We start from the raw sequence: 22,304 nt of genomic DNA on the forward strand, positions 1-22,304 counted from the left end.
ATCGGCCGGGCCGCGGGTCGTCCTTTCGGCCGATCCGCCCGAGGCCCGCGTTCCGTACGCTCTCGGCGTGACACTCGACAAGGGCCGTCCCTACTGGGCGGAGCCACGGGCGGCCGACCCGCCCGGACCGGCACGGCGCGACTGGCTGCTCGTCGCCGTGGTCGTGGTGGCGGCGACGATCGAGACGTTCGCTCGCGAGGACCTGGTCTGGAGCGGCATCTCGCTCGTCGCGACCGTGGGCGTGGCGTGCCTGCTGCCGTGGCGCCGGGTGCACCCGCTGGTCGTGCTCGTGGCCGCCTTCGGGACGATGAGCGCCATCGACGTCGTGGCGCTCGTGCTCGACGTGGAGTGGGAGGGCCTCAACTCCGCCGCGGTCATGCTCGTCCTGCCCTACGCCCTGACGCGCTGGGCGGCGGGGCGGGAGGTCGGCATCGGCCTCCTCGTCATGGCGGTCCCGCTGGTGCTGACCGCGGTCGACGGCCAGCCCGCCGGCGACGTCGTCGGGGGGACGATCGTCCTGCTGCTCGCGTGCGCCATCGGCTTCGCCGTCCGCTACGCCGGGGAGCTGCGCGCCGAGGAGATCGCCGGACTGCGTTCCCGCGAGCGGGAGGAGCTGGCCCGCGAGCTGCACGACACCGTCGCCCACCACGTGTCCGCCATCGCCGTGCGCGCCCAGGCCGGGCGGGTCGTGGCGACCGCTCGACCCGAGGCCGCCGTCGACGCGCTGTCAGTGATCGAAGAGGAGGCGACCCGCGCCCTCGAGGAGATGCGCTCGATGGTCGGCGCGCTGCGCGGCGGCGACCAGGCCGTCCTCAGACCGCAGCAGGGCGTGCGCGACCTGGCCCGGCTCGCACAGCCCGGCGAGGGTCACGGGCCCCGGGTGACGGTCACGATCGCCGAGGACCTCGGCGGGCTGCGGCCCGCGGTCGACGCCGCCTGCTTCCGCCTGGCGCAGGAGGCGGTCACCAACGCCCTGCGCCACGCCCGACGGGCATCGATGGTGCAGGTGCGGGTCGACGGCGACGCCGAGCACGTGCGGCTCACGGTCGACGACGACGGCCAGGGCGGCGGCGCGTCGGGCGGTGCCACGTCGGGCTTCGGGCTCGTCGGCATGGCCGAGCGGGCCAAGCTCCTCGGCGGCACCTTCGACGCCGGTCCCCGCCCCGACGGCGGCTGGACGGTCGCCGCCACGATCCCCCGCCGGGCGGTCACGACATGACCATCCGGGTGCTGATCGCCGACGACCAGGACATCGTCCGCACCGGCCTGCGGATGATCCTCGACGCCCAACCCGACATCGAGGTCGTGGCCGACGCGGCCGACGGGCGCACCGCGATCGAGCTCGCCCGCCGCCTCCGGCCCGACGTCTGCCTCGTCGACATCCGGATGCCCGAGCACGACGGCATCGAGGTCACCCGTCAGCTCGCAGGCCCCGACGTCGACGACCCGCTCGCCGTCGTCGTCATCACGACCTTCGACATGGACGAGTACGTGCACGGCGCGCTCAAGGCCGGGGCGCGCGGGTTCCTGCTGAAGGACGCCGGGCCCGAGCTGCTCGCCCAGGCGGTGCGCTCGGCGGCGAACGGCGATGCGCTCATCGCCCCGAGCGTGACCGCCCGTCTGCTGGCGGCGTTCTCCGACATCGGCTCCTCAGCCAGGTCGCCCGCGGTCGAGCCGATCGACCCCCTCACCGAGCGCGAGGAGGAGGTGCTCGTCACCGTCGCCCGGGGCCGCACCAACGCCGAGATCGCCGACGACCTCTCGATCAGCCTCAGCACCGTGAAGACCCACCTCGCGAGCCTCATGAACAAGCTCGGGGCTCGCAACCGGGTCGAGCTCGCCATGTGGGCCTACGAGACCGACCGGGTGCCGGCCCGACCGTCCGACACCTGAGCCGCCCCACCGGCGAGCTGGCGCCGGCCGATGAGTCGGCGCCGGCCGGGCCGTCCCCACGTGCATGGCCAAGGTGATGACGCACATGTGCATGTCGCTCGACGGGTTCGTCGCCGGACCCGACGACGACCCGGGCGAGCTGTTCGATTGGTACTGGGTTGGCGACGTCGAGGTGCCGAGCGCACGTCCGGACATGACGTTCCAGGTCGACGCCGACAGCGCCGCCGTGCTGCGAGAGCTCACGTCCGGCTGCGGCGCGCTCGTCGCCGGCCGCCGCCTGTTCGACATCACCGACGGATGGGGTGACGAGCACCCCGTCGGCGCGCCGGTCGTGGTCGTCACACACCGGCCCCCGCCCGACGACGCCGCCGGGCCCCTCCCCCGCACGACCTTCACCGGCAGCGTCCAGGAGGGCATCGCCACGGCGAAGGAGATCGCCGGCGACCGGGACGTCACCATCGCCAGCGCCGACATCATCCAGCAGGCGCTGAACCTGGGCCTCGTCGACGAGCTGTGCATCAGCCAGATCCCCGTGCTGTTCGGGAGCGGCCTCCGCTACTTCGGCGAGCTGGTCGGCGACCACGTGATGCTCGACGACCCGATCGTCGTGCCCGGCGTCCGGGCGCTGCACCTGCGCTACCCCGTGCGCCGCTGATCACGACCGAAGGGCGGGTCCGGCTACTCGACGTGGAACTCGATGCGGTGGAGCAGGGTGTCGTCGTCGATCGGGCCGGCGTGGGCGGCGCGACGGCGCAGCGACTCGAGGTCGGCCTCGCCGGTCTGCGCCAGGTCCTCGTCGGTGACCGACGAGAGCGGCACCAGCTCGACGTCGTCCACGACGATCGTCACGCCGGCCACTGAGTAGCGGCCGCCGACCTTCACCTGGCGACGGCTCCACAGCCGGTACGAGACCGTGATCGACCCGTCCGCCACCCGGTCCCGGAGCTCGGCGCTGAACTGCACGCCACCAGTGTGTCCCGATCGATGACCTGACAGGTCATCGCTTCCCGACGCCGCCGACGCCTGGCACCACTCGCCCTCGTCACCGCGTCGATCCTCCGCGAGCGCACGTCCGCCTGAGTCGGTCAGCGTGGCTCGCAGTACACCTCGATCCAGTACCCGTCGGGGTCCTGGCACTTGAAGCCGGTGTACTCCGGCAGCTCGTGCCGATCGACGAGGGGCACCCCCACCGCCTCCAACCGGGCGCCGATCCACTCGACCTCCTCCGGGGCTGCGACGGTGAAGCCGAAGTGCCACCCGACGTCGGCGGCGCTCGGCCCCTGGTGGAACGCCAGCTCGAACCCCTCGTGGTCGGTCACGAACACCGTGCCGTCGTCGTAGCGCGCGAGCACGCGGTCGAACCCGAGGTGCTCGGCGTAGAACCGCATCGACGCCTCGACGTCAGCGACCGTGAGGTTCAGGTGGGCGAGCCGCGCCATGCGCGCAGTCTGCCGCAGCGACCGTCCCGACGACGGACGACGTCGTCGGTCAGCCGTCGAGGTCGCGCACCACCACCCGCTCGGCCATGGCGAGGAGCGCGGACCGGTCGGGGTACGCCTCCTGCGACCCGTGCTCGGTCACCGCGATCGTCGACGCCGCCACCGCGAGCACGGCGGCGTCGATCGTCGACCGCCCCTCCAGCAGCCCCCACGCCAGCCCGCCGGCGAACGCGTCGCCCGCACCAGTGGCGTCGACGGCCTCCACCTCCGGCGCCTCCACCAGCCAGCATCCGTCTGGCGTGGCCGTGACGCATCCTCCCGACGCCAGCTTCACGTGCGCCGTGTGGACGCCCCGCCGTCGCAGCTGCGCCGCCGCCCGCTGCGCACCCTCAACCGACGACGTGTCCTCGCCGGTCAGCTCGCCGGCCTCGTGGTGGTCCGGGGTGAGGTGGTCGATCGACGGCAGGAGGGGGTCGGCGAGCCGCGCCGGAGGGGCCGGGTCGACCACAGTGGTCACGCCGCGCTCGCGAGCGGCCCGCAGCGCGGCGTCGACCACCTCGCCCGGCACCTCGAGATCGACCACGAGGACGCTCCCGGCCGGCGCCGCCCCGACCTCCGCGGCGACGGCGTCCGCCTCATCCCCCCACGCGTCGTTCGCCCCGGGTGCGAGCATGATCGTCTTCGCCCCGTCCGGCGGCACGGCGATGCTGGCGTAGCCGGTCGGGCCGGGCCGGCGGCGCACCGAGGAGAGGTCGACGCCCTCGGCCCGGGGCCCGGCGAGCGCCTGGACCGCCAGGTCGTCGTCGCCGACGCAGCCGAGCAGGACCGCGTCCGCTCCGAGCCGGCGGGCGAGCACCGCCACGTTGGCCGCCTTGCCGCCGGACCGCCGCACCAGATCCGACGCCAGGATGGTGCCCGGGCCGGCCGGGTTCGTCGGTGAGGCGACGGTGAAGTCGGCGTTCACGCTGCCGAGCGAGATCACGAGGGACACCCACCCTCGGCTCCCACGACGGCGACGCGCTCAACCCTCGCCTGCTCGGCGATCGGTTGTGACGCATGTCGTCCTTGACCTCAAGTCGTCAGCTACGGCGGCCGATCCGGGGGACTGCGCGCCGTCGAGCAGCTGCGCCTCGTCTTCGCCGAGCTGCACGCCACGACGATCCGCGACGTGGTCAGCCTCCACGAACCCTGGGGCCTGTTCGACCAGCCCGGACCGATCGGCGCCGAACCCGCCGCCGCGATCGTCCTCGACGAGCTCGCCTGGTGGGCCACCGCCCTCCGCCGGGCCCGCACCACCACCCCGTACGCCGCGTGAGCGACCCGACCCGCTCACCCCTCACCCCAGGAGGACGACCCCGATGACGGCCACGACCGACACCTCTCCTCGCGCCACCGACGCCGTCACCGTGCTCGGACTCGGCGCCATGGGCTCGGCCATCGCCGCCGCCTTCGTCGAGCGCGGCTACCGCACCACCGTGTGGAACCGCACGTCGAGCAAGACCGCCCCGCTCGTCGCCGCCGGAGCCACCGCCGCGGCGAACCCGGCCGACGCCGTCGCCGCCAGCCCGATCACCGTCATCTGCCTGCTCGACACCGCCGCCGTCGACGCCGTGCTCGACTCGCTCGTGGGAGCGGTCGCCGGCAAGGTGATCGTCGACCTGACCAGCGGCGGCCCCGACCACGCACGCGCCGTGGCCCGATGGGCCGAGGACCAGGGCGCCGAGCACCTCGACGGCAAGATCATGAGCGACCCGCCCGACATCGGGTCCGGGCCCGTGACCCTCCCCGTCAGCGGATCGCGCCGGGCCTTCGAGGCCCACGAGCAGCTCCTGCGGGAGCTGGGCACGGTCACGTACCACGGCGAGGACGCCGGCGCCGCTGCCGTCGAGTTCATGGCCCAGGTCGCGGCCTGCTACGAGCTGCTGATCGGCTTCCTCCACACCGTGGCGCTGGTGCGGGCCGAGGGCGCCGACACCGTCGGCTTCGCCGAGCGCCTGGCCGAAACGGTCGGGCAGCTCGCCGGGTTGCTGCCGACCATGGCGCACGCGGTCGAGACCGGCACGTACCCGCCGGACCTCGGGCCGCTCGACGTGCAGGCCGCTCTGATGCCAGACCTCATCGCCCACCGCGACGCGATCGGGGTGGAGTCGGTGCGCATGCGAGAGGTCCGCGAGCTGATGGACCGCCGCATCGCGGACGGTCACGGCGACGAGGGGTTCTCCGGCCTCTTCGAGCTGCTGGCGGTGGCTGCGACCCCGGAACGTTGAACGCCGACACCCCCTGCTCGCGCTCAGGGGTTCAATGAACCAGCACCCAGCCCCTACCCAGCGGTCTGTGAAGGAACGGGAACACCCCCCGTGCCCCACGCTGCACAGAGCCTCCGCAGGCGAGCGGCGAGCGGCCGCCTACGATCCGCCCATCACGAGCGGGGGAGACGAGCGGGTGGAACGACGGGTGGAGGCGCGGGCCGGGTGGGGAGCCATGGCGCTCGTGCTGGCGCTCACGGCGGCGGCGTGCAGTGGCGACGACACGGCAGCGACGGCCGCGGACGACGCGTCCGGGCCGGCGACGACCACCACGGCGGGCGAGGCCGCGCCACCCGAGGACGACGAGGGGCCCGCCCCTGACGGTGCGACCGGCGGCGACCTGGTCGCCGGCACCGACTACACCGTCCTCGGCGCCCTGCGAGCGGTGCCGAGCGACCTCGACTTCGAGCTGGTGCACACCGCCGACGTGGCGAGCGTGCTCGACCTCCCCGGTGTCGACGCGCCGAGCGACCACGACGCCGACAGCATCCGCGAGGCGGCTCGACTCATCAGCGGCCAGACCGGCGAGGCCGCTCCCGTGCACGTCCACCTCGCCGGCGTCCCCGAGCTCGCCGTCACCGACACCTCACCCGACGCCGAGCAGCGGTACGCGGACATCCGCGCCGACCTGGGCTGGACCGTCGCCGAGCTCGACGCCTACGTGACGGCCTCCGGCCCGTCCGATGCGATCACCGTCGTCGTCGGCGACATCGGCGGAGCGGACCTGACGGACTCCAACCTGACGGAGGCGGATGACGGCGTGTTCACCGCCGGCGACGGCGAGGACTTCACGACCGACGTCGGCAACCGCACCCCGGCCCGGCCGCTCGGCCGTCCACGCCACCTCGTGCTCGAGCGGAACATGCTCGCCATGGCGCTCGACCGCGACCTCGCAGCGCGCTGGGCCGCCGACGACGTCACACCGATCGCCGAGCTCGACGCCTGGGCCAGGGTCGCCGATGCCCTGGATCGCCACGACGTGATCTCGGCGGTGCTCGTGGCCATCGACGGCCCGACGGACGCGTCGAGCACCATGCTCGCCGACCTGTGGAAGGTGGCCGAGATGCAGGCGATCCGCGAGCCCTTCGACGTCGTCGGCATCGGCTGGTCGGCCGTCGACGGGGAACCGGCGGTGCACGTCGCCTACCACTTCCTCGACCCCGCCGCGGCCGAGCGCCAGGTCCCGACCATCGCGGACTTCTTCCACAGCGGCGTGAGCCACATCACCCGGATCCCCTCCGAGGACCGCTGGGACGTCGTCGAGGTCTCGCTGGCCGGCCACATCGTCGAGGTCGAGCTGCGCCTCACCGGCGAGGACGCCCACACCTTCGCCGACGCACTCATCCAGATGGGCGACCTGCCCTTCCTCTACATCGACGGCTGAGGCGGGCGCGACCCGGTCGCACGCGTGCTGGACTTGCCGACGTGATACCGCCGGCACGACACCTCCTTCGGGCCAGGGATCTGGCCGACCGGCGCTACGCCGAGCCGTTGACGGTGCGCGACATGGCCGCCGTCGCCGGCCTCTCGCTTGCGCACTTCAGCCGGGAGTTCCGGCAGGCGTTCGGCGAGCCGCCCCACCGCTACCTGCTGACCCGACGCCTGGAGCGGGCGGCGGCTCTCCTGCGCGACACCGACCGCACGGTGACCGACATCTGCTTCATGGTGGGCCTGACCAGCGTCGGGTCGTTCACCACGAGCTTCCGCCGGGTGCACGGCCTCACGCCGACCGCCTACCGGGCCAGCTTCCCGCCGGCCCGCCGCCACCTGCGCATCCCCGCCTGCGTGGCGCGGGCGTACGGCCGGCCGCAGAACCGCACGTTTCGAGAAGCCGCGCCGGCGACCCGTCCGTAGCGTCACGAGCGTCCACCGCACGACGATCGACCGGAGGCTCCGATGATCAGGATCGCCAACGCCCAGTTCTGGGTCCACGACCAGGACCAGGCCCTCGACTGGTACACCCGCACGCTCGGCTGGGAGGTGCGCGCCGACGTCAGCATCCCGGAGTGGGACTTCCGCTGGCTCGTGGTCGGCCCGCCCGGCCAGGACGACGTCGGCCTGGTGCTGATGCCCGTCCCCCAGGAGCCGATGCTCGACGCCACGACCAGCGCCCAGCTCTCCGAGATCGTCGCCAAGGGCGCCGGCGGCACGCTCTTCCTCGAGACCGACGACTGCCAGGCGGCCTACGACGAGCTGTCCGCGCGCGGCGTGGTGTTCAACGACCCACCCACCCCTCAGCCCTACGGGATCGACACGTCGTTCCGCGACCCGTTCGGCAACAACGTCCGTCTCACCCAGGTGCTCGAGTTCTCGCTCGACCGCGGCTGACGTCCCGGCGGCGCGGAGCCGTCGACACGACAGGGCGTCGGCGCAGCGACTAGTAAGAGAGGCGTCACCTGGACGCCGACCCGGAGACGACCACATGGGCCAACTCGCGACGATCGACCGTCGGGCGGCGGCATGGGGCGTCCTGGCCGTCGTGGTCACCCTGGCCATCGCCATCGTCGGCAGCGGCAACCTGCGGTGGTTCGATGCCGCACTCGTCGGCTACCTGTTCGGCACGCTGCTCATGGTGTTCGGCGTGGTGTACCGCTACCTCGTGTGGCTGCGCCGCCCGCCGACCGCGATGCTCAACAAGCGGGGCTGGCAGGTGTTCCGCACCCGACGACCGGGCCGGAACCTGCTCACGCTGCCGGGCCTGATCGTCTCCCAGCTGCTGCTCCAGACGTTCATCCGCAGCCGATCGACCGCCCGCTGGCTCGCCCACCAGCTCGTCTTCTGGGGCTGCATCCTCGCCGCGCTCGTCACGTTCCCGCTCGTGCTCGGGCTGCTCCACTTCCAGTCGGTGGGGCAGAACGGCCGGCAGTACCAGGCGGTCGTCGCCGGCATCGAGACGTTCAGCTTCGACAGCCGCAGCCTGTTCGGCTGGATCACCTTCCACCTGCTCAACATCTCCGCCGTGCTCGTCCTCGGCGGCGTGTTCATCTTCCTCTCCCGCCGCCTGCGCGACCCGGGCGCCCTGGCCGTCGAGCGGTCGAACGACTTCCTCGCCCTCGCCGGCCTCTTCGCCGTGTCGGTCACCGGCCTCGCCCTCACCGCGTCCAACCTCTGGATGGAGGGGCGCTTCTACATCTTCCTCAACACGATCCACGCCCTCACCGTCATCCTCGGCCTGGCGTACATCCCGTTCGGCAAGTTCTTCCACATCTTCCAGCGGCCGGCCAACGTCGGCGTCGCCTACTACAAGCAGGCCGGCGCAGAGGGCGAGCAGCAGACGTGCCGGCGCTGCGGCGAACCGTGGGCCTCGAAGATGCAGGTCGACGACCTCAAGGTCGTGCTCCCCCAGGTCGGGTTCGACTACCGCATCGGCGACGACGCTCACTACCAGGAGACATGTCCCCGCTGCCGCCGGGCGTCGGTCGCCCTGGCGCAGTCCCAGCGAGTCGGAGGTTTCGGCTGATGGCACGACCACCCCTCACCGAAGAGGAGCTCGTCGACCGCTACGGGCCCCACCTCAACGTGCAACCCCCGGGCGGCTGGAACGCCGGCATCGAACCGGACCGGGAGGTGAAGACGCACTGCTGCTTCTGCGGCCAGCAGTGCGGGATCATCCTCAAGGTCAAGGACGACGAGGTCGTCGGCTTCGAGCCCTGGTACGAGTTCCCGTTCAACGAGGGGAAGCTCTGCCCGAAGGGCGTCAAGCGGTACCTCCAGAACGCCCACCCCGACCGCCTGCTCCACCCGCTCGAGCGCGACGACCAGCACCCCGACGGCTTCCGCCAGGTGTCGTGGGAGCACGCCCTCGACCGCACCGTCGCCGAGATCCAGCGCATCCAGGCCGAGCACGGCCCCGACGCCGTCGCCATGCTCTCCGGCGTCTCGCTCGACAACGAGAAGTCGTACCTCGTCGGCAAGTTCGCCCGCCTCGCCCTCGGCACCGCGAACCTCGACTACAACGGCCGGCTCTGCATGGTGTCCGCGGGCGCCGCCAACAAGAAGGCGCTCGGCATGGACCGGGCCCCCAACCCGTGGAGCGACATCCCGCTCGCCGACGTGGTCTTCATCGCCGGCGCCAACGTGGCCGAGTGCGCCCCGATCACCACCAGCTACGTGTGGCGGGCCCGCGACCGCGGCGCCAAGCTCATCGTCGCCGACCCGCGCGTGACGCCCCTGGCCCGCACCGCCGACGTGTTCCTCGGACTGCGACCGGGCACCGACTCCGCGCTCATGGGCAGCATCCTCCACGTCCTCATCGAGCGCGACTGGCTCGACCACGACTTCATCGAGCAGCACACCCTCGGCTTCGAGGAGGCCGCCGCTGCGGTGCGCGAGTACACCCCGGCGTGGGGTGAGTCGATCACCGGGGTGCCCGCCGCCCGCATCGAGCAGGCCGCCGAGCTGTGGGGCACCTCGGCCACCGGCATGCTGCTGCACGCCCGCGGCATCGAGCACCACACGAAGGGCGTCGAGAACGTCCTGTCGTGCATCAACCTCGGCCTCGCCACCGGCAAGTACGGCAAGCCGGGGTGCGGCGTGTCGACCATCACCGGCCAGGGCAACGGCCAGGGCGGTCGGGAGCACGGGCACAAGTGCGACCAGCTGCCCGGCAACCGCGACATCACCAACCCCGAGCACCGCGAGTACATCGCCTCGGTCTGGGGCTGCGACGTCGACGAGATCCCCGGCAAGGGCCTCACCGCCGAGGAGATCGTCGAGGCGATCCACCGGGGTGAGATCAAGGGCCTGCTGTCGATCTGCTTCAACCCCGTCGTGTCCCTGCCGGACACCACCTTCACCAAGGAGGCGCTCGACAAGCTCGAGTTCTACGGGGTCATCGACTTCTTCCTCTCCGAGACCGCGTTCCACGCCGACGTCGTGCTCCCCGGTTCGCTCCACGAGGAGGACGAGGGCACCTCGACCAACGTCGAGGGACGGGTCATCAAGCTCAACCCGTCGAAGGTCCCGCCGGGCGAGGCCCGCCTCGACTGGGAGATCCTGCTCGACATCGCCCAGCGGCTCGGCAAGGGGCACTACTTCCCGTACACGAGCGCGAAGGACATGTTCGAGGAGCTGCGCGTCGCGTCGAGCGGCGGCACCGCCGACTACGGCGGCATCACCTGGGAGCGCGTCGAGGAGGAGCTCGGCGTGTTCTGGCCCTGCCCCACCGAGGACCACCCCGGCACCAAGCGCCTCTACGAGGGCGGCGTCTTCGCCCACCCCGACGGCAAGGCCCGCTTCCACGGCGTGGCGTTCCGCGAGTCGGCCGAGGTCGTCGACGACGAGTACCCCGTGTGGCTCACGACCGGGCGGGTCGTCAGCCAGTACCTCTCCGGCACCCAGACCCGGCGCATCGGGCCGCTGGTCGCCCAGTACCCCGAGCCCCTGTGCGAGATCCACCCCCGACTGGCCGAGCAGCACGGCATCGCCGACGGCGACCTCGTGCGTGTCACCTCCCGCCGGGGCGCGATGGAGGTGCCGGCCAAGGTCGTGTCCACGATCCGGCCCGACACCGTGTTCATCCCGTACCACTGGGCGGGCCGGCAGGCCGCCAACCAGCTGACCAACCGGGCGCTCGACCCGGTGTCGAAGATCCCCGAGTACAAGGTCTCCGCCGTGCGCCTGGAGCGCGTCGGACCGAGCCAGCACGTCGTCGACCAGCGGGAGATGGACCTCCAGTGACCACCGTCCCGGTCAGCATCGGACCCCGACGCCACCCCGCCCCGCACCCGGCCGCGGCGGCGTTCGGCGACAACATCTTCGTCATCGACCAGAGCCGCTGCATCGGCTGCGAGGCGTGCGTGCAGGCGTGCGGCGAGTGCGGCACCCACCGCGGCACGTCCCTCATCCACCTCGACGTGATCGACCGGGCCGCCACCACCCAGACGGCACCGATGGTGTGCATGCACTGCGAGGACCCGACCTGCGCCGAGGTGTGCCCGGCCGATGCCATCAAGCAGAACGAGGACGGCGTCGTGCAGTCCTCGCTCAAGCCCCGCTGCATCGGCTGCTCCAACTGCGTCTACGGCTGCCCCTTCGGCGTGCCCAAGTACATGTCGGCGCTGGACCAGATGATGAAGTGCGACATGTGCTACGACCGCACGTCGGTCGGACTCGCCCCCATGTGCGCCTCAGTGTGCCCGAGCCAGGCGCTGTGGTTCGGCACCCGGGAGCGCTTCGAGGCCACCCGCACCGGCACGCTCGTGAACGACTGGTGGTTCGGCAACCAGCAGGTCACCACCAAGGTGCACACCGTCGCCGCCGAACCCGGCGCGGTCGACGTCACCGGCACGCCGACCACCGCGCACTGGCTGGACGACCCGTTCGGCCTCGAGCCCTCGGAGGCACGGTCGTGAGCTACCGCGAGACCGACACCGACCCGCCGGCCGACCCCGTCTGGCGGCAGGACTTCCCCGTCACCGCCGCCGGCGAGGACGAGGTCACCCGCCGCGAGTTCGTGCGCTACCTGGTGCTGGCGTCGGGCGGGTTTGCCCTCGGCAACGTCGGCGTCGCGATCTGGTCGTCGATGCGGGAGGTCGCCCCCGGGGAGCCCCGCCCGATCGTGGCCCTCGACCAGCTGCCCGAGAACTCGGCGCACATCTTCGAGTTCCCGACGAGCGCCGACCCCGCGATCCTCCTCCACCTGCCCGGCGGCGAGCTGCGGGCGTTCAGCCAGAAGTGCACCCACCTCGGCTGCGTCGTCTACTACGAGCCCGAGGCGGTCGAGCTGGAGTGCCCGTGCCACGAGGGGTTCTTCGAGGCCACCACGGGCGAGGTCATCTCCGGTCCGCCCCAGCGACCGCTCGGCCAGATCGAGATCGAGGTGCGCGACGGCGTCGTGTGGGCCGTGCGCAACCTCGGCGAGGCGGGCCACGCATGACCGCGCCGCTCCCCCCGCACCGCACCGGCCCCCGGCGGCGGCACACCCAGCGGGAGGTTCCGGTCGCCATCGGGGTGTTCGTCGTCGTGCTCCTCAGCCTCCAGGTCTTCCTCCTCACCGTGGGGCTCGACGCCTTCCACGCCGACGACGACGCCCTGGCGTGGGTCACCGCCGGGTTCTCCGTCCTGCTCGCCGCGGGCAGCGCGGCGTTCTACCGGTACCTGCGATGACCGAGCGCGACGTCCCCTCGGGGCGTCGCCCCGAGCAGCCGGGCCCGATCGGCGGCGACATGGCCGCCATCGTCTTCGGCCTCGCCGGTCGCTTCCGCCTCGACGCCCTCAACGCCCGCCACGACTCCACCACCGTGATGGGCCTGTTCGCGTTCGTGAACGGCATCATCGCCATCGGCGCCATGGCCGCGGTCGCCCTCGCCACCGGCGAGCCGTTCGTGTTCCCCTCGCTCGGGCCGACGGCGTTCCTGCTCTTCTACACGCCGATGCTGCCGGCCTCGTCCCCCCGCAACACGATCGTCGGCCACGCCATCGGCGCCGCCGCCGGCTACCTGTCGCTCGTCGTGTTCGGGCTCACCGACGCCGCGCCAGCGCTCGCCACCGAGGTGACCGGCGGGCGCGTCGGTGCGGCGGCGCTGTCGCTCGGGCTCACCAGCGGGGCGATGGTGTGGGCCAAGGTGCCGCACCCGCCGGCGGGGGCCACGACGCTCATCGTCTCGCTCGGCATCCTGCGCGAACCGTCGCAGCTCGCCGTGCTGATGGTGGCGGTGCTCCTGCTCGTCCTCCAGGGCTTCGTCATCAACCGGCTGGCCGGCATCCGCTACCCCGCCTGGAGCCCGGCTCCGGCCTGAGCGACACCGCGCCAATACCGATCGCTCGGTGGCGTGGGAGGGGCGAGACTCGCGCCGTGGAGTTGGCCGAACCGCACCGGACCCGTGTCGTGGAGGTGAACCGCACCACGCTGCGCGTCTGGGAGTGGGGCACCCCAGGCGACCCGCCGGTGATCTGCGCGCACGGCGCCCACGACCACGGACGCATGTGGGACGAGGTGGCGCCGGCGGTCGCCGCACACGGGTACCACGTCGTCGCCCCCGACCTGCGGGGCCACGGCGGCAGCGGGCGGATCTCGAGCGGCCACCTCTGGGAGGCCTGCTCGCTCGACCTCGCCCTACTCGCCCGCGAGGTCGGCGACCCCGTCGGGTTGCTCGGCCACTCCTTCGGCGGCGGGCTCAGCCTCTACGTCGCCGCCGTGTGGCCCGAGCTGGTCCGGTGGGTCGTCGACATCGACGGGCTCGGCCCGCCGGCCGACGCGTTCGAGGAGGACGACGACCTGGTGGGTGCGGCGACGACCGCGCTCGACGCCCTGGAGAAGCTGAGGGCCCGGCCGCCGCGCGTCTATGCGTCGCTCGAGGAGATGGCGTCGCGACGGGGGCAGGTCAACGTCCGCCTGCCACCCGAGTGGCTCCTGCACCTGGCCCGACACGGGGCCCACCCGGTCGAGGGCGGCTGGACGTGGGCCACCGACCCGGTGTTCAACATCGGCTTCCCCGGCGACTTCGGGCCCGAGGTGCTGCTCGCCCAGTACGCGCTCGTCGACCGTCCCGTCCTCGTGCTCACCGGGACCGAGGAGGACGCCTGGACCGGCCTCCCGGAGGACGAGCTGGCGGAGCGGGTCGCCGCGCTCGGCGCCGAGCACCAGGCCGTCCCCGGCGCCGGCCACTACGTGCACATCGAGCAGCCCGGCGTCGTCATCGATGCCGTGCTGCGGTTCGCCACCGAGGTCGACGGACTCGAGACGGGAGCGACGTGACCGCCCCCATCCTCGTCCTCCACGCTCCGGGCGACCCCGCCGCCGGTGCACCGTGGCGCGGCGCCCTCGAGGGCGCCGGATGGGACGGGCCGGTCGTCGCCCCGGACCTCCCCGGCCACGGCGATGCGCCCCCGCCGACCGGCGGGCACCACGAGCTCGCCGATGCGGCCTTCGCCGCCGTCGGGTACCTCGCCGACGCCGGGCTCGACGGCGAGCCGCCCGTCGTCGTCGGCATCGGTGCCAACGGGTGGCCGGCCCAGCTGCTCGCCCTCGGCGGACGCGCTCGCGCCCTGGTGCTCGTCGACGGGTTGGGCGGGCCGTGGCGCACCGCGCCGGAGGCGGTCGCCGCGCGACGTGACCAGCTGCGGGCGCTGGCCGCCGATCCTGCCGCGGTCGCGCCTCACGCGGGGCCCGGCACCGACCCGCGTCTGGCCCATGGTCCGCGTCCCCACGACTCGCGCGACCTCGCCTGGCGCGCCGCCCGGGCGGCGACGGTGCCCACGCTGCTGATCGAGTCCCCCGCATCCCCCACGCCGCGCGACGACCTGCCCGACCTCGTCGATGCGTGGGCCTCCCCGGTCGACCTGCGACGCGTGCCCGGCGCCGACCCCACCACCGTCGCCGCCCACGTCACGGGGTGGCAGCGAGCCGACGGGATGTGACCTTGCGCCCTGGCGCGCTGGCCCCTGCGGCGCGCTCCTGGGAGGTGGTCCGGGTGGCCGACGACGGGAGCACGTCATGGTCCTCGCAGAGCGACTCCCCAGAGAGGACGACGAGACATCGCCGACCCGCGAGCGGCCGGCACGGCCGCTGGCGCCAACCGTCCTCGCACTGCTCCTCGCGCTGATCGCCGTGCCGCTCGGGGTCGGCATCGGCCTGCCGCACGTGACGAAGAACGGGTTCACCCTCGTCGCCGTCCTCGGCATCCTGAGCCTCGTCGGTGGCATGGCCGCGTTCGCCACGTTCGTCGCCGTCGTCGTGCGCTCGACCCGCCGACTCGTCGGCTGGCCGGCGGTCCTGGGCGCTCTCCTCGCCGTCGCGCTCATGGTCTGGACGCTCGGCCAGGCGGTCGCCGCCACCAACGTGCCCCGCACCGAGCTCGGCGAGCGCACCCCGGCCGACCTCGGGCTCGCCTACGAGGACGTCGAGCTCCGGGCCACCGACGGCGTGCAGCTCTCGGCCTGGTACGTCCCCTCCGCGAACGGCGCCGCGGTGGTGCTCCTGCACGGCGCGGGCTCGAACCGGTCGAACGTGCTCGACCACGCTGCCGTCCTCGCGCGGCACGGCTACGGGGTGCTGCTGCTCGACACCAGGGGGCACGGGCGCAGCGAGGGGCGGGCGATGGACTTCGGCTGGTGGGGCGACGAGGACATCGGTGGAGCGGTCGCCTTCCTGCTCGACCGGCCGGACGTCGAGCCCGACCGCATCGGCGCCGTCGGCATGTCGATGGGAGGCGAGCAGGCGATCGGTGCCAGCGCGTCGGTCGAGCAGCTGCGTGCGGTCGTCGCCGAAGGGGCGACCAGCCGGGTCCGCGGCGACGCCGCCTGGCTCTCCGACGAGTACGGGGCGCGTGGCGCCCTGACCGAGTGGATCAGCGCAGCGACCTACGGGTTCGCCGACCTGTTGACCGATGCCGACCCGCCGATCACCCTGCACGACGCGGTCCGACAGGGCAGGGTGTCGACGTTGCTGATCGCCGCTGGTGACGTGCCCGACGAGGGCGACGCCGGCCGCTACATCCGGTCCGGCTCGCCCGACACGGTCGAGCTGTGGGTGGTCCCCGACACCGGCCACACCGACGCGTTGCGGACGCACCCCGACGAGTGGGAGTCCCGGGTGATCGCCTTCCTCGACGCCGCGCTCGACCCGCGAGGCTGAGCCGACCGGCCTCTCACGACGCGGGCGACCCAGGCGTCCCGAACCGGCGGCGGAGGCGCCGGTGGCGATGAGCGAACACGGCGGCGACGATCCGTCGGACGAGTGGTGCCGCCGGTCCGACGCGGGGCACCACGACGAGCCGATCGGTCACCACGCACCCGCCGCCCGGCCGATCTTCCACGCGACGCTCGTGCCGCCACCGGCGCTGGAGCCACGACGTCGAGTCCTCGTCAAAGCCCCGAGCGAGGACGCGGTCGAGCACCAACCGGTGGCGGTCGATCGGCACGATCCCGAGAAGGAGCAGCCAGCTCGAGAAGAGCGGCGCCCCCGGGACGACCTCGACCTCGTCGATCCGACCGAGCCCGCGTGGGTGCGTCATCCTCACCCACGGACCCAGCTCGGCGTTGACGCCCGGCATGGTCGCGACGACCGACCAGACCGCCTCGGCGGAGCTGTCGAGGTCGGTGGTGAACGTCAGGTCGATCGGTGCGCGGCTCACGCCATGCAAGTGTGGCGCTCGTCTAGCCCGGCTCGCCCGGCTCGGGCGGATCCTCGGCGTCAGGATCGATGACGCCACGCGCCGGCGACTCGGATCCGGGTTCGGGGGCGCCCTCGTCGCCGAGGTCGTCGGCGTCGTCCTTGTCGGCGGCGTGGTCGCGCGGGTCGTCGCTCATGGAGATCCTCCTGGCGCGCTCGGACAGGCCGACGATCTGCCCTGCTCCGACGGCCCCGAAACGGCGACGCCCGCCCCGACGGGGGCACACTGGCCGGATGGGGCTGTACGCCGAGCACGTCGTGCCGCGGATCGTCGACCTGACCCTGCGCGGACCGGACGTCGAGCGGATCCGGGAGCGCGTGTGCTTCGGGCTCTCGGGCGAGGTCCTCGAGGTGGGGTTCGGCAGCGGTCGCAACCTGCCGCACATGCCGGTGGCCGTCACCAAGGTGCTGGCCGTCGATCCGTCGTCGGTCGGCCGTGACATGGCGGCCGAGCGGGTCGACGCCAGCCCCGTGGCCGTCGAGTGGGTCGGGCTCGACGGCGAGCACCTGCCGCTGCCCGACGGCTCGGCCGACCACGCCCTCAGCACCTGGACGCTGTGCACCATCCCCGACGTCGACCTCGCGCTGCGGGAGGTGCGCCGCGTCCTCCGGCCGGGCGGCACGCTGCACTTCGTCGAGCACGGCCTGGCGCCCGACCCCCGCACCGCCCGACGCCAGCACCGGTTCACGCCGGTGCAGCGCCGGATCGCCGGTGGCTGCCACCTCGACCGGCCGATCGACGAGCTGATCGGTGCGGCCGGGTTCCGCATCGACCGCCTCGACACGTACCTCGGTGCCCGACCTGCGGCGTTCGGCTGGTTCTACGAGGGCGTGGCGACGCCGGTCTGACGCCGCGTCCGCTCAGTCCAACCCACGGCGGGCGAGCAGCGGTTCGATGCGCGGGTCGCGGCCCCGGAAGGCGCGGAACGCGTCCATCGGGTCGCCGCTGCCGCCTCTCGACAGCAACGTGCGGCGGAAGTGCTCGCCGTTCTCGCGTGTGAGTCCGCCGTTCTCCTCGAACCACTCGACGGTGTCGGCGTCGAGCACCTCGCTCCAGATGTAGGAGTAGTAGCCGGCGCTGTATCCCCCTCCGAAGATGTGCGCGAAGTAGCTCGTGCGGTAGCGGGAGCCCACGAGTGCGAAGTCGACCCCGGCGTCCTCGAACGCCGCCGCCTCGAACGCCTCGGCATCGTCCACCACCGTGCCCTCGGGGATCGTGTGCCACGTCCAGTCGAGCAGCGCGGCCTTCAGGTACTCCAGGGTGGCGAAGCCCTGCCCGAACCGCTCGGCCTCGGCCATCTTGTCGACCAGCTCCCGCGGCATGGGCTCGCCGGTCTCGTGGTGGCGGGCGTAGTGCGGGAGCACCTCGGGGTGGGTGGCCCACATCTCGTTGACCTGGGACGGGAACTCGACGAAGTCCCGGGGCACCGACGTGCCCGAGACCCGGGGGAAGCGCACGTCCGACAGCAGGCCGTGCAGGGCGTGGCCGAACTCGTGGAACGCGGTGCGCACCTCGTCGTAGGTGAGCAGCGTCGGTCCGCTCGCCGGCTTCGTGACGTTGAGGTTGTTGACCACGACGGGCTGCTCGCCGAGCAGGTGGGACTGGTCGACGAGGCTGTTCATCCACGCGCCGCCCCGCTTGGTGGGCCGGGCGTAGGGGTCGAGGAGGAAGAGGCCGAGGGGCGTGCCGTCCTCCTCGAGGACCTCCCACGTGCGCACGTCGTGGTGGTAGCCGGCCAGGTCGTCGCGCCGCGCGAACGTCAGCCCGTAGAGGCCATGGGCCGCGCGGAACACGCCCTCCTCGTACACCCGGTCCAGCTCGAAGTACGGCCGCATCGCGCCCTCGTCGATCGAGTAGCGGGCGGCTCGCACCTCCTCGGCGTAGAACGACCAGTCCCACGGCTCGATCGGGAACCCCGCCTGCTCGCTCAGCGCCTCGGCCTCACGGCGGGCGTTCGCCACCGCCGGCCCGCTCAACCGCCCGAGCATGTCCTCGACCGCGTCGAGCGTCCTCGCCGTCTGATCGGCCACCGCGTACGCGGCGTGGCTCGGGTACCCGAGCAGCGCGGCGCGCTCCGCCCGCAGCGCCGCCATCCGGATGGCGAGTTCGCGGTTGGCGGCCGCCCGCCCGATCGACAGCTCGTACAGCCGTCGGCGCACGTCCCGATCGGTCAGCTCGGCCAGCGCCGGCTGGTTCGTGAAGTTGAGCAGCGGCAGGCGGTACGTCCCGTCGTCCTGGCGGAGCCCCTCGATCGCCGCGGGGTCGAGGCCGTCGAGCTGCGCCGGGTCGTCGACGACCAGGGCCTCGGCGGTCGATGCCTCGAGCAGCGCCTGGCGGAACGTCGTCGACAGGCGGGACAGCTCCTGGTTCAGCTCCCGCAGGCGGGCCTGGTCCTCGTCGGACAGGTCGGCGCCGGCGCGAGCGAAGTCGAGCCGGTAGCGCTCGAGGATCCAGGCCTCCTCCGGATCGGTCGCCTCCACGCGGCGGAGCCGGTCGTAGAGCCCGCGGTGCATGTGGATGGCGTCCGAGTGCGCGGTGAGGCGGGGCGAGATCTCGGTCTCGAGCGCCCGGATCCCGTCGGTCGAGTCGGAGGCGACGAGGCTGAAGAACGCCACCGACGTGCGGTGCAGCACCCGGCCGGCCCGCTCGAGGGCGCCGATCACGTTGTCGATCGTCGGCTCGGCGGGATCGGCGGCGATGCGCTCGACCTCCGCCAGGTGCTCGGCCATGCCCTGCTCGAACGCCGGGAGGAAGTGCTCCTCCGCGATGTCGGCGAACGGCGGCAGCTGGTAGGGCAGGTCGCTCGGCACGACGAGCGGGTTCTCGGCCACGGCGGGCTCCTCGGGTGGGCGGAGACGGCGGGACCGCGAGTTGACCACACGCACGCCGGGCCGCGCAGGGGGTAGACAGGGACGATGCAGCTCGGAGCGGTGTTCCCCCAGCTCGAGTCGGGCGGCGACGTCGGCGCCGTGCGCGCCTACGCCCTCGGCGTCGAGGAGGTGGGCTTCCGGCACCTGGCGATCTACGACCACGTCGTCGGCGCCGACCCCGCGGTCCACCAGGGGTGGTCCGGCCCGTACGACGTCGACTCGACCTTCCACGAGCCGTTCGTGTTCCTCGGCTACCTGGCGGCCATCACCCGGCTGGAGCTGGTGACGAGCATCGTCATCCTCCCCCAGCGCCAGACCGCCCTCGTCGCCAAGCAGGCGGCCGAGCTCGACCTGCTCAGCGAGGGTCGGTTCCGCTTCGGCGTGGGCGTCGGCTGGAACGCCGTCGAGTACGAGGCGCTCGGCGAGGACTTCTCCACCCGCGGACGTCGGGAGGAGGAGCAGATCGGCCTCCTGCGCCGCCTGTGGACCGAGCGGACCGTCACGTTCACGGGCGAGTTCGACCGCATCACCGGCGCCGGCATCGCCCCGCTGCCGGTGCAGCGACCGATCCCGGTGTGGCTCGGCGGCGCGTCCGACGCGGCGTACCGGCGGATCGGGCGGCTGGGCGACGGGTGGTTCCCCCAGGTCCCGCCGGGCGAGCGCCTCGACGCCGCGCTCGCCACCATCGCCGCTGCGGCGCGCGAGGCGGGGCGGGACCCGTCGGCGATCGGCATGGAGGGCCGGGTCAGCTGGGGAGCAGGGGGTCTCGACACTCTGCTCGACCATGCCGAGCGCTGGCGGAACGCCGGGGCGACGCACCTGTCGGTCAACACGATGGGGGCCGGCTTCGATGACATCGACGACCACCTCGAGGCCCTCTCGGCGGTCGCTGACGCCCTCGCCGGCGGCTAGCGGGTCGCGGCGTCCCCGCGGTCGCGGCGACGGAACCGCTCCACCACGCTGCCGTCCTGGCGGCGCTCGAGCTCCATCTGGCGGCGACGCACCTTCAGCAGGTCGGTGCGGGTGCACATCCCGACCAGACGGCCGTCGCCGTCGACGACCGGGAGGTGCTCGACGTGCTCCTCGACCATCACCTGGAGCGCGTGCTGGGCGGTCGACTCGGGCCTGGTCGACACCACGTCGCGCGCCGCGCTGTCGGCCAACGGCGCGTCGTCGGGTGCGTCGTCGCGCAGGATGTCGCCCCGGGCGACGATCCCGACGAGCGCGTCGCCGTCGACGAGCGGATAGGCGCCGTGACCTCCGGCGGTGAAGCGCGTGCGGGCGTCGCCGACCGACGAGGAGGCCGGCAACGTCTCGACGTCACTCGTCATGATCTCGCCGACCGCGACCCCGGCGAAGGGGTCGACGCCGTAGTGGCGTCCGATCCGCAGACCTCGGCGTCGCAGCTTCTCGGTCATCAGGCTGTCGGAGCAGACCGCCGAGTAGACGACGTCGGCGATCACCGTGGCGAGCATGAGCGGCAGGATCACGTCGTAGTCGCGGGTCAGCTCGAAGACGAACACGATCGAGGTGAACGTCGCCTGGGTCGCAGCGCCGAACGTCGCCGCCATCGCGACGACGGCGAACGCCCCGAGCGCCACGTCCGGCCCGGGCAGCGCGTCGTTGATGACCGAGCCCGCCACGGTGCCGAACGCCGAGCTGATGAGCAGGATCGGGGCGAGGGTGCCACCGGACGTGCCCGATCCGAGGGCCAGCCACCACGCGATGAGCTTGCCCAGGGCCAGGCCGCCCGCCGTGGCCACGGCGACCTCACCCGCGAGGACGTCGCCGATCGCGTCGTAGCCGACGCCGAGCGCCCGGGGCACGAACAGGCCGACCGTGGCGAAGCCGACCGCGCCGATGGCGGGGTGCCAGAAGTCCCCGACGGGCAGCCGTCGGTACAGGCCCTCGATGGCGAACAGGCCCTTGCTGACGACGATCGCCAGCACGCCGCACGCCAGGCCGAGCAGGGCGAACGCCGGGAGGACCTCGAGGCCGGCGACGTCGTGGGCCGGCACCTCGAACAGCGGCCCGTGCCCGAACAGCGCGGAGTGCATCCCGCCGGCGATCGAGGTGGCGACGACCAGGGGGACGAAGGCGCGGGCCGAGAACTCGAACAGGAGCAGCTCGATGGCGAGGACCACGGCGGCGAGCGGTGCGCCGAACGTGGCGGCCATCCCCGCAGCGGCACCCACCGCCAGCAGGATCTTGCGCTCGGACGGCGTGACGGGGATCGCCTGGCCGAGCAGCGACCCGATCGATCCGCCGGTGACGATGATGGGACCCTCGGCGCCGAACGGCGCGCCGGTGCCGATCGCGATGGCCGCCGACACCGGCTTGGCCAGCGCGGTCCGCGGTGCGATGCGGCTCTGCTTGGTGAGGACCGCCTCCATCGTCTCGGGGATGCCGTGGCCCCGGATGACCGGCGCCCACCTCGCCAGGGCGCTGATGAGCAGCCCGCCGGCGACGGCGACGAGGAACAGCGTCGGCCCCGGCTCGAAGTCCTCGAACGAACGGGCGTGGGCGGACAGCTCACCGAACAGCGCCAGGTTGGTGATGAGGTCGATCAGGTGGACGAGCACCCACGCCGCGCCGCCGCCGACGAGGCCGAGGACGGCGGCGAGGGAGGCGAGCAGGAGCAGGCGACGGGTGGAGGTGGTGGGATGCATCGTGACACGAGAG

Annotated in this window: 25 protein-coding genes and 1 pseudogene; 19 read left to right on the forward strand and 7 right to left on the reverse strand. The window is 72.9% G+C overall.

Annotation, left to right across the window (positions count from 1 at the left end; genetic code table 11):
* The first annotated feature begins 67 nt into the window (after window positions 1-67).
* From GH723_RS17205 to GH723_RS17215, 3 genes are all read left to right on the forward strand, one after another.
* Entirely contained in the window at window positions 68-1,219 is a 1,152-nt protein-coding gene (locus GH723_RS17205; RefSeq protein ID WP_153760798.1) for a sensor histidine kinase, read from the forward strand.
* Window positions 1,216-1,893 (forward strand): response regulator, encoded by a 678-nt coding sequence (locus tag GH723_RS17210; RefSeq protein ID WP_153760799.1) that lies wholly within the window; start codon window positions 1,216-1,218, stop codon window positions 1,891-1,893. Before GH723_RS17205 ends, GH723_RS17210 begins: the two co-directional genes overlap by 4 nt.
* A 76-nt stretch (window positions 1,894-1,969) precedes the next feature.
* Complete coding sequence (locus GH723_RS17215; protein WP_229022906.1) at window positions 1,970-2,548, forward strand: dihydrofolate reductase family protein; 579 nt, start codon at window positions 1,970-1,972, stop codon at window positions 2,546-2,548.
* Between the two features lie 23 nt (window positions 2,549-2,571).
* On the opposite strand, the gene GH723_RS18575 is transcribed toward GH723_RS17215, so the two are convergent.
* The 3 genes from GH723_RS18575 to GH723_RS17230 form a co-directional block, all read right to left on the reverse strand.
* Complete coding sequence (locus tag GH723_RS18575) at window positions 2,572-2,856, reverse strand: ASCH domain-containing protein (protein WP_195210395.1); 285 nt, start codon at window positions 2,854-2,856, stop codon at window positions 2,572-2,574.
* Window positions 2,857-2,978: 122 nt separating this feature from the next.
* Window positions 2,979-3,332: a VOC family protein gene (locus GH723_RS17225; protein WP_153760802.1), complete on the reverse strand. Its 354-nt coding sequence runs from the start codon at window positions 3,330-3,332 to the stop codon at window positions 2,979-2,981.
* A 49-nt stretch (window positions 3,333-3,381) separates the two neighbouring features.
* Window positions 3,382-4,323 (reverse strand): ribokinase, encoded by a 942-nt coding sequence (locus GH723_RS17230; protein WP_153760803.1) that lies wholly within the window; start codon window positions 4,321-4,323, stop codon window positions 3,382-3,384.
* A 90-nt stretch (window positions 4,324-4,413) separates the two neighbouring features.
* Between GH723_RS17230 and GH723_RS19085 the strand changes: the two are divergent.
* The 14 genes and pseudogenes from GH723_RS19085 to GH723_RS17300 all read left to right on the forward strand — a co-directional run.
* Window positions 4,414-4,647, forward strand: a pseudogene (locus GH723_RS19085) (NADPH-dependent FMN reductase); the annotation flags it as partial.
* A 43-nt stretch (window positions 4,648-4,690) separates the two neighbouring features.
* The gene (locus GH723_RS17240) at window positions 4,691-5,599 is read left to right on the forward strand and encodes an NAD(P)-dependent oxidoreductase (protein WP_153760805.1); all 909 of its coding nucleotides are present in this window, start codon (window positions 4,691-4,693) and stop codon (window positions 5,597-5,599) included.
* Window positions 5,600-5,774: 175 nt separating this feature from the next.
* Window positions 5,775-7,022 (forward strand): hypothetical protein, encoded by a 1,248-nt coding sequence (locus GH723_RS17245; RefSeq protein ID WP_153760806.1) that lies wholly within the window; start codon window positions 5,775-5,777, stop codon window positions 7,020-7,022.
* Window positions 7,023-7,063: 41 nt separating this feature from the next.
* Complete coding sequence (locus GH723_RS17250; RefSeq protein ID WP_267471323.1) at window positions 7,064-7,492, forward strand: helix-turn-helix domain-containing protein; 429 nt, start codon at window positions 7,064-7,066, stop codon at window positions 7,490-7,492.
* A gap of 42 nt (window positions 7,493-7,534) precedes the next feature.
* Window positions 7,535-7,966, forward strand: coding sequence for a VOC family protein (locus tag GH723_RS17255; protein WP_153760807.1), 432 nt, complete (start codon window positions 7,535-7,537; stop codon window positions 7,964-7,966).
* Between the two features lie 94 nt (window positions 7,967-8,060).
* Window positions 8,061-9,098 (forward strand): MFS transporter, encoded by a 1,038-nt coding sequence (locus GH723_RS17260; protein WP_153760808.1) that lies wholly within the window; start codon window positions 8,061-8,063, stop codon window positions 9,096-9,098.
* Complete coding sequence (locus GH723_RS17265) at window positions 9,098-11,317, forward strand: molybdopterin oxidoreductase family protein (RefSeq protein ID WP_153760809.1); 2,220 nt, start codon at window positions 9,098-9,100, stop codon at window positions 11,315-11,317. The genes GH723_RS17260 and GH723_RS17265 overlap by 1 nt, the downstream gene beginning before the upstream one ends.
* A gap of 74 nt (window positions 11,318-11,391) precedes the next feature.
* Window positions 11,392-11,991: a 4Fe-4S dicluster domain-containing protein gene (locus tag GH723_RS17270; protein WP_153761274.1), complete on the forward strand. Its 600-nt coding sequence runs from the start codon at window positions 11,392-11,394 to the stop codon at window positions 11,989-11,991.
* Entirely contained in the window at window positions 11,988-12,515 is a 528-nt protein-coding gene (locus tag GH723_RS17275) for a QcrA and Rieske domain-containing protein (protein ID WP_153760810.1), read from the forward strand. Before GH723_RS17270 ends, GH723_RS17275 begins: the two co-directional genes overlap by 4 nt.
* A complete protein-coding gene (locus GH723_RS17280; RefSeq protein ID WP_153760811.1) occupies window positions 12,512-12,745 on the forward strand; it encodes a DUF6755 family protein in 234 nt (77 codons plus the stop codon). The genes GH723_RS17275 and GH723_RS17280 overlap by 4 nt, the downstream gene beginning before the upstream one ends.
* A complete protein-coding gene (locus tag GH723_RS17285; RefSeq protein ID WP_153760812.1) occupies window positions 12,742-13,377 on the forward strand; it encodes an HPP family protein in 636 nt (211 codons plus the stop codon). Before GH723_RS17280 ends, GH723_RS17285 begins: the two co-directional genes overlap by 4 nt.
* Before the next feature lie 56 nt (window positions 13,378-13,433).
* A complete protein-coding gene (locus tag GH723_RS17290) occupies window positions 13,434-14,336 on the forward strand; it encodes an alpha/beta fold hydrolase (RefSeq protein ID WP_153760813.1) in 903 nt (300 codons plus the stop codon).
* Window positions 14,333-14,998 carry an alpha/beta fold hydrolase gene (locus GH723_RS17295; RefSeq protein WP_153760814.1) on the forward strand — a complete coding sequence of 222 codons (666 nt, stop codon included), beginning with the start codon at window positions 14,333-14,335 and terminating at the stop codon, window positions 14,996-14,998. The genes GH723_RS17290 and GH723_RS17295 overlap by 4 nt, the downstream gene beginning before the upstream one ends.
* 76 nt (window positions 14,999-15,074) lie before the next feature.
* Window positions 15,075-16,214 carry an alpha/beta hydrolase gene (locus tag GH723_RS17300; protein WP_195210396.1) on the forward strand — a complete coding sequence of 380 codons (1,140 nt, stop codon included), beginning with the start codon at window positions 15,075-15,077 and terminating at the stop codon, window positions 16,212-16,214.
* 13 nt (window positions 16,215-16,227) lie between these two features.
* On the opposite strand, the gene GH723_RS17305 is transcribed toward GH723_RS17300, so the two are convergent.
* Both GH723_RS17305 and GH723_RS17310 read right to left on the reverse strand, forming a co-directional pair.
* A complete protein-coding gene (locus GH723_RS17305; RefSeq protein ID WP_153760816.1) occupies window positions 16,228-16,713 on the reverse strand; it encodes a hypothetical protein in 486 nt (161 codons plus the stop codon).
* Between the two features lie 22 nt (window positions 16,714-16,735).
* Window positions 16,736-16,888, reverse strand: coding sequence for a hypothetical protein (locus GH723_RS17310; RefSeq protein WP_153760817.1), 153 nt, complete (start codon window positions 16,886-16,888; stop codon window positions 16,736-16,738).
* A gap of 97 nt (window positions 16,889-16,985) precedes the next feature.
* Between GH723_RS17310 and GH723_RS17315 the strand changes: the two genes are divergently transcribed.
* Window positions 16,986-17,600 (forward strand): class I SAM-dependent methyltransferase, encoded by a 615-nt coding sequence (locus GH723_RS17315; RefSeq protein WP_153760818.1) that lies wholly within the window; start codon window positions 16,986-16,988, stop codon window positions 17,598-17,600.
* A gap of 12 nt (window positions 17,601-17,612) precedes the next feature.
* Here the strand turns inward: GH723_RS17315 and GH723_RS17320 are convergent, their stop codons facing one another.
* Window positions 17,613-19,583, reverse strand: a complete 1,971-nt coding sequence (locus GH723_RS17320) for a M3 family metallopeptidase (RefSeq protein ID WP_153760819.1) — start codon at window positions 19,581-19,583, stop codon at window positions 17,613-17,615.
* Window positions 19,584-19,667: 84 nt separating this feature from the next.
* On the opposite strand from GH723_RS17320, the gene GH723_RS17325 reads away from it, so the two are divergent.
* Window positions 19,668-20,534, forward strand: a complete 867-nt coding sequence (locus GH723_RS17325; RefSeq protein ID WP_153760820.1) for an LLM class F420-dependent oxidoreductase — start codon at window positions 19,668-19,670, stop codon at window positions 20,532-20,534.
* Here the strand turns inward: GH723_RS17325 and GH723_RS17330 are convergent.
* A complete protein-coding gene (locus GH723_RS17330; protein ID WP_153760821.1) occupies window positions 20,531-22,291 on the reverse strand; it encodes a chloride channel protein in 1,761 nt (586 codons plus the stop codon). The genes GH723_RS17325 and GH723_RS17330 overlap by 4 nt on opposite strands.
* Window positions 22,292-22,304 lie beyond the last annotated feature (13 nt).

Source organism: Actinomarinicola tropica (assembly GCF_009650215.1).
In the GTDB taxonomy this organism is placed as follows: Bacteria; Actinomycetota; Acidimicrobiia; order Acidimicrobiales; family SKKL01; genus Actinomarinicola; species Actinomarinicola tropica.